At 68.7% G+C, this 5,052-nt stretch carries 5 protein-coding genes; 3 read left to right on the top strand and 2 right to left on the bottom strand.

Features of this window, described 5'->3' with window-relative positions; all coding sequences use genetic code 11:
- Nucleotides 1–2,202 (top strand): penicillin-binding protein 1C (gene pbpC, locus AC04L7_RS12115; RefSeq protein WP_475513087.1); only part of this gene is annotated, 2,202 nt, incomplete at its 5' end.
- Nucleotides 2,203–2,204: 2 nt separating this feature from the next.
- On the opposite strand, the gene AC04L7_RS12120 is transcribed toward pbpC, so the two are convergent.
- Both AC04L7_RS12120 and AC04L7_RS12125 read right to left on the bottom strand, forming a co-directional pair.
- Nucleotides 2,205–2,879 carry a hypothetical protein gene (locus AC04L7_RS12120; RefSeq protein WP_296281238.1) on the bottom strand — a complete coding sequence of 225 codons (675 nt, stop codon included), beginning with the start codon at nucleotides 2,877–2,879 and terminating at the stop codon, nucleotides 2,205–2,207.
- A gap of 78 nt (nucleotides 2,880–2,957) precedes the next feature.
- On the bottom strand, nucleotides 2,958–3,437 hold the full coding sequence (locus AC04L7_RS12125) for a peroxiredoxin (RefSeq protein ID WP_296281236.1): 480 nt from the start codon (nucleotides 3,435–3,437) through the stop codon (nucleotides 2,958–2,960).
- Nucleotides 3,438–3,582: 145 nt separating this feature from the next.
- Between AC04L7_RS12125 and AC04L7_RS12130 the strand changes: the two genes are divergently transcribed.
- Both AC04L7_RS12130 and AC04L7_RS12135 read left to right on the top strand, forming a co-directional pair.
- Nucleotides 3,583–4,026: an Hsp20/alpha crystallin family protein gene (locus AC04L7_RS12130; protein WP_435999073.1), complete on the top strand. Its 444-nt coding sequence runs from the start codon at nucleotides 3,583–3,585 to the stop codon at nucleotides 4,024–4,026.
- Between the two features lie 130 nt (nucleotides 4,027–4,156).
- Complete coding sequence (locus AC04L7_RS12135; RefSeq protein WP_435999071.1) at nucleotides 4,157–5,044, top strand: DnaJ C-terminal domain-containing protein; 888 nt, start codon at nucleotides 4,157–4,159, stop codon at nucleotides 5,042–5,044.
- The last annotated feature ends 8 nt before the right edge of the window (nucleotides 5,045–5,052 follow it).

Consider the following 5,052-nt stretch of genomic DNA (forward strand, 5'->3'; position numbering starts at 1 on the left):
ACACCACTGCGTGCCTTCGCCGACCGCGAGGGTGTCTGGCGCTATCCCGCGACGCCCGAGAAGGTATCGCCGCTCTACCTGCAGGCCCTGCTGAACTACGAAGACCGCTGGTTCTGGCGGCATCCCGGCGTTAACCCGTGGGCGCTGGTGCGCGCCGCCGGGCAGTTCGTCCGCCATGGGCGCGTCGTGTCCGGTGGATCGACGCTGACCATGCAGGTGGCGCGCATGCTTGACCGGCACTCGCGCACACCCTGGGGCAAGGCCAAGCAAATGCTGCGCGCCGTGCAGCTGGAAGCCCATCTCTCCAAGCGCGAGATCCTCACGCTCTATCTGGAGCGTGCGCCGTTCGGTGGCACCATCGAGGGCGTGGACGCGGCCAGCTGGGCTTACCTCGGCAAGCCGGCCGCGCGCCTGTCGCATGCCGAAGCCGCGCTGCTCGCCGTGCTCCCCCAGTCGCCGAGCCGCTTGCGCCCGGACCGCCATCCCGACGCCGCGCGCATCGCGCGCGACAAAGTGCTGCAGCGGATGGTCGATCTCGGCGTCTGGTCGAAGGCCGATGTCGACGATGCCCGCATCGAGCCCGTCGTCGCCCGCAGCCTGCAGGCCCCGTTGAGCGCTGCGTTGCTGGCCGAGCGCCTGCGTCGGCAGCAACCGCGCGCATCGCGCATCGTCTCCACGCTCGACGCCAGCCTGCAACGGACCCTGGAAGAACGCGTCCACAGCTACTTCTCCACCTTGCCGGCGCGCACGTCGGCCGCCTTGCTGGTGGTCGACAACGCGACGATGCAGGCCCGTGCGTACGTGGGATCGGTCGCCTTCGGCGATCGCGAACGGCTGGGACACGTGGATATGGTGCAGGCCTGGCGCTCTCCCGGTTCCACCCTCAAGCCGTTCCTGTACGGGCTGGCGCTGGACGATGGGCTGATCCATTCCGAGAGCCTGCTGGTCGATGCGCCGCAGTCCTTCGGCGGATATCGGCCCGGCAACTTCGACGCCGCCTTCAACGGCCCCGTCAGCGCGGCCGACGCGCTGCGCCTGTCGCTCAACGTGCCGGCGGTGGACCTGCTGGATCGCGTGGGTCCGGCGCGCTTCTCCGCGAGGCTGGCGAACAACGGTCTGGTGCTGCGCTATCCGCGCGGTGCGCAGCCCAACCTGTCGCTGATCCTCGGTGGTACGGGGGCGCGTCTGGAAGACCTGGTGGGCGCGTACGCCGGACTGAACCGGGGCGGGCTGTCCGGCCGCGTGCGTTACACGGACGAGGATCCCGTCTCCGATCGACGCCTGCTGTCGCCCGGGGCGGCATGGATCATCCGCGAAGTGCTGGAGGCGCATCCGCGCCCGGGGTACGGCAGCGGGATGCTCGATACCGGCAACAGGCCGCGCGTGGCGTGGAAGACAGGCACCAGCTACGGCTTCCGCGACGCATGGGCATTGGGAAGCACGCGCCGCTATACCGTCGGTGTGTGGGTGGGTCGACCCGACGGCACCCCGCTACCCGGCCAGTACGGCGCGGTGACGGCCCTGCCATTGATGTTCGAAGTGATCGACAGCCTGCCGCGTGCGCCGGGGGATGCCGGGCCGACGCCGCCGCCGGCCGGCGTGGTCGAACAGGCGATCTGCTGGCCCTTGGGAACGCTGGCGGACGCGGAGTCGACGCCCCTGTGCCACCGCAAGCGCGATGCATGGACACTGGGCGGCAACGTGCCGCCCACCTTTCCCGAGCGCGACGCGCGGCTTTGGAACGCCGGACGCGAACGGTTCGAGGTGGACGCGCACACTGGCTTGCGGCTGTCCGGCGAGTGCGCCCGCTCGCATGAGGCGAGGCCCTCGGAAATCGCGCGCTGGCCCGCGCTGGCATCGCCGTGGCTGCCGGCACGCGAGCGCGACGCCGCGCGCCTGCCGAGGCTGTCGCCCGACTGCCAGCCCGACGGCCGCGACGCGGGCGAGGAACTGCGCATCGACGGGCTCAACGACCTCGCCACCCTTGCGCGTGCGCCAGGCAGCCCGCATGGCGTGCGCCTGCAACTGCGCGCGCTCGGTACCGATACCCGTGTGCAGTGGCTGCTCGACGGCCGCTGGATGGCCGAAACGCACGGCGCGCAGGCATTCCAGCAGGACTTCGGCGAACCTGGCCAGCACCAGCTCACCGCGCTGGCCGACAGCGGTGCGTGGGCGAGGGTGCGGTTCAACGTGTTGCAGTGATCTCAGCGGTAATGCGCGATGAATTCACCGAGTGAGGCGGCATTCGGTACCAGCAGATTCATCACGGCGCCTGCAACGAGGAGGGACAGCATCGCCGCTGCGAAGGGCTTTCCGGTATGCCGCAGCGTGGTGGAGAGCCAGTGATCGTCGGTGCCCGGGTGTTTCAGGCGACGGTAGAGGCCAGCCGACAGCACGGCATCCAGTGCAAGCTCGGCCATCAACACCGGTGCAATCCAGATCACCCAGCCTATCGCAAGCAGGGCGCCTCCCAGCACCACCATCACCACGACGACAGGCAGCGCCTCGTCGGCATCAAGGCTGTTGTCGAGGGAGGGAAGTTCTACGGACGTCGGGACGGTATCAATGGAAGCCAGCGAGGGTGGCGAGGCCGGTGCGTCGAACGATGCGCTGGCGCCCCCGCCGCCGGAATGGCCACCTCCACCCTGCCACTCGTGCTTCCCGCCGGATGGCGACGGTGATGCGCCGTCGCCGGAGGGAAGGTTGCCGAGGTCCCATTCACGGTGACGACGCCACGACCAGATGAGCGCCAAAAATACGCCGTACGCGACCAGCACGCAGACCGGATAACGCAGCCACAGCGCATCCATGCCGACCGCGGAAAACACGACGGATGCAAGGAACCCGCTGGCAGCCGTCAGCAGCACCAGCAGGCTCATCTGCAGACGCGGCACGCTGACCTGTGCCGCGATCAATCCCCTCAAGGCAGCGTCCGAGGCGCCACGGCGACCCATGCGTCAGCCGATCTGTTCCAGCACATGCTCGGCGCCGGAGACCTTGTATTCGCCCGGTGCCTCGACGAACACGTTCTTCACCACCCCGTCCTCGGCGTACAGCGCGAAACGCTTGGCGCGGATGCCCATCCCGTAGGCGCTGGCATCCATCTCGAGGCCGAGGGCCTTGGCCAAGTCGGCGTTGCCGTCCGCCAGCATCTGCAGCCCGTCCGGCACGTGCTGGGTCTTGCCCCATGCCTGCATGACGAAGGGGTCGTTGACGGATACGCAGAACACCTCGATGCCGCGGCTGCGGAAGTCGTCGAAGTGCTGCACGTAACTCGGCAGGTGCTTCTCCGAACAGGTCGGCGTGAACGCGCCCGGCACGGCGAACAACACAGCCTTGCGGCCTTCGAACAGCGCGGCGGTATCGACCGTCTCGACGCCTTCGCGGATGCGCTTGAGGGTGACTTCGGGGATGCGCTGGCCTACCTGGATGCTCATGGGATTGCCTTGTCTGGACGGAAACTGAATCCAGTGTAGCGTGCCCGCGTGGTCGGATCGTCACGGGCTTGAAAGCAGCGGGCGCGCGCCTATTTCCCCGGCATCGGCGCCGCCGTGATGGCGCCCTTTTCGAGGAGACATCGACATGAGCATCGTGCAGTACAACCCCTGGGGCAACGCCCGCGGCCTGCAGGACGAAATCAAGCAGGTCTTCGACCGCTTCCTGGGCGAAGCTGACGCCGACCAGTCCAACGTCGTGACGAGCCAGTGGGCGCCGCGCGTGGACATCCGCGAGGATGCCGACCGGTTCGTGATCCTGGCCGACATTCCGGGCGTGGATCCGCAGGACATCGAGATCCACATGGACAAGGGCATCCTGACCCTGCGCGGCGAACGCGCGTCCGAGAAGAAGGACGAGGGAACCCGCTATTCGCGCATGGAGCGCGTGCACGGCACCTTCTACCGCCGGTTTTCGCTGCCGGACAGCGCCAACCCCGACGGCATTACCGCCACCGGCCGGCACGGGGTGCTGCAGATCGACATTCCGAAGAAGCCGGAGACCACGCCGCGCCGCATCCAGGTGCAGTGATCCGCCGGGTGCCTGCCGCACGCCGGCAGGGCCACGGGCGTAGCGATAGAATCGGCCCGTGGCGCCCGCGTCGCGGGCCGTTCTTTTTCCGATGCCGTGCGGTCGCGCGGCATCCGTCTGCGGAGATTCCATGCAGTTCAAGGACTATTACGCGGTACTCGGCGTGGAACCCAGCGCCGGCGACGCGGAGATCAAGACCGCGTACCGCCGCCTYGCCCGCAAGTACCATCCGGACGTCAGCAAGGAGCCTGGCGCCGAGGACCAGTTCAAGGCCGTCAACGAGGCCTACGAGGCGTTGCGCGACCCGCAGAAGCGCGCGGCCTACGACCAGTTGCGGGCGCGCGGCTACCGGCCCGGCGAAGAGTTCCGTCCGCCACCGGACTTCGGGCGTGGTGGGGCGGGATCGCAGGAGTTCGACTACGAGGAGATCTTCGGCGGTGCCGGCGGCGGAAGCGGGGGGTTCAGCGATTTCTTCGAAGGCCTGTTCGGCCGCCGTGCCCGCGCCGAACAGGGTGCGCCGCGTGGGCCGCAGCCGTCGCGCGATTCGCGCGCCAAGCTGGCCGTGCCGCTGCAGGCGGTCCATGACGGCGGCAGCGTGCGCGTGAACGTCAACAACAAGCAGTTGGACGTGAAGGTACCCAAGGGCGTCAAGCCGGGCCAGGTGATCCGGCTGGGCGGGCAGGGCAGCCAGGGCGGCAACCTGTTGCTGGAAGTCGAATACGCACCGCATCCGCAGTTCGACGTGGACGGCCGCAACATCATCCACGTGCTGGCGTTGACGCCTTGGCAGGCGGCACTGGGCGCGACCGTCAGCGTGCCGACGCTGGGGGGCGAGGTCGAACTGAAGATTCCGCAGGATTCGGACACGGGCCGCAAACTGCGCCTGCGCGGCCGCGGCCTGCCCGGCACGCCGCCCGGGGACCAGATCGTCGAGCTGGAAGTCACCGCGCCGCGTGCGGAGACGGACGAGCAGCGCAAGGCCTATAGCAAGCTGGCGAAAGCGTTCGGACACGCGTGACGCAGCGC

This window comes from Pseudoxanthomonas sp. LjRoot204_2 (genome assembly GCF_056175765.1).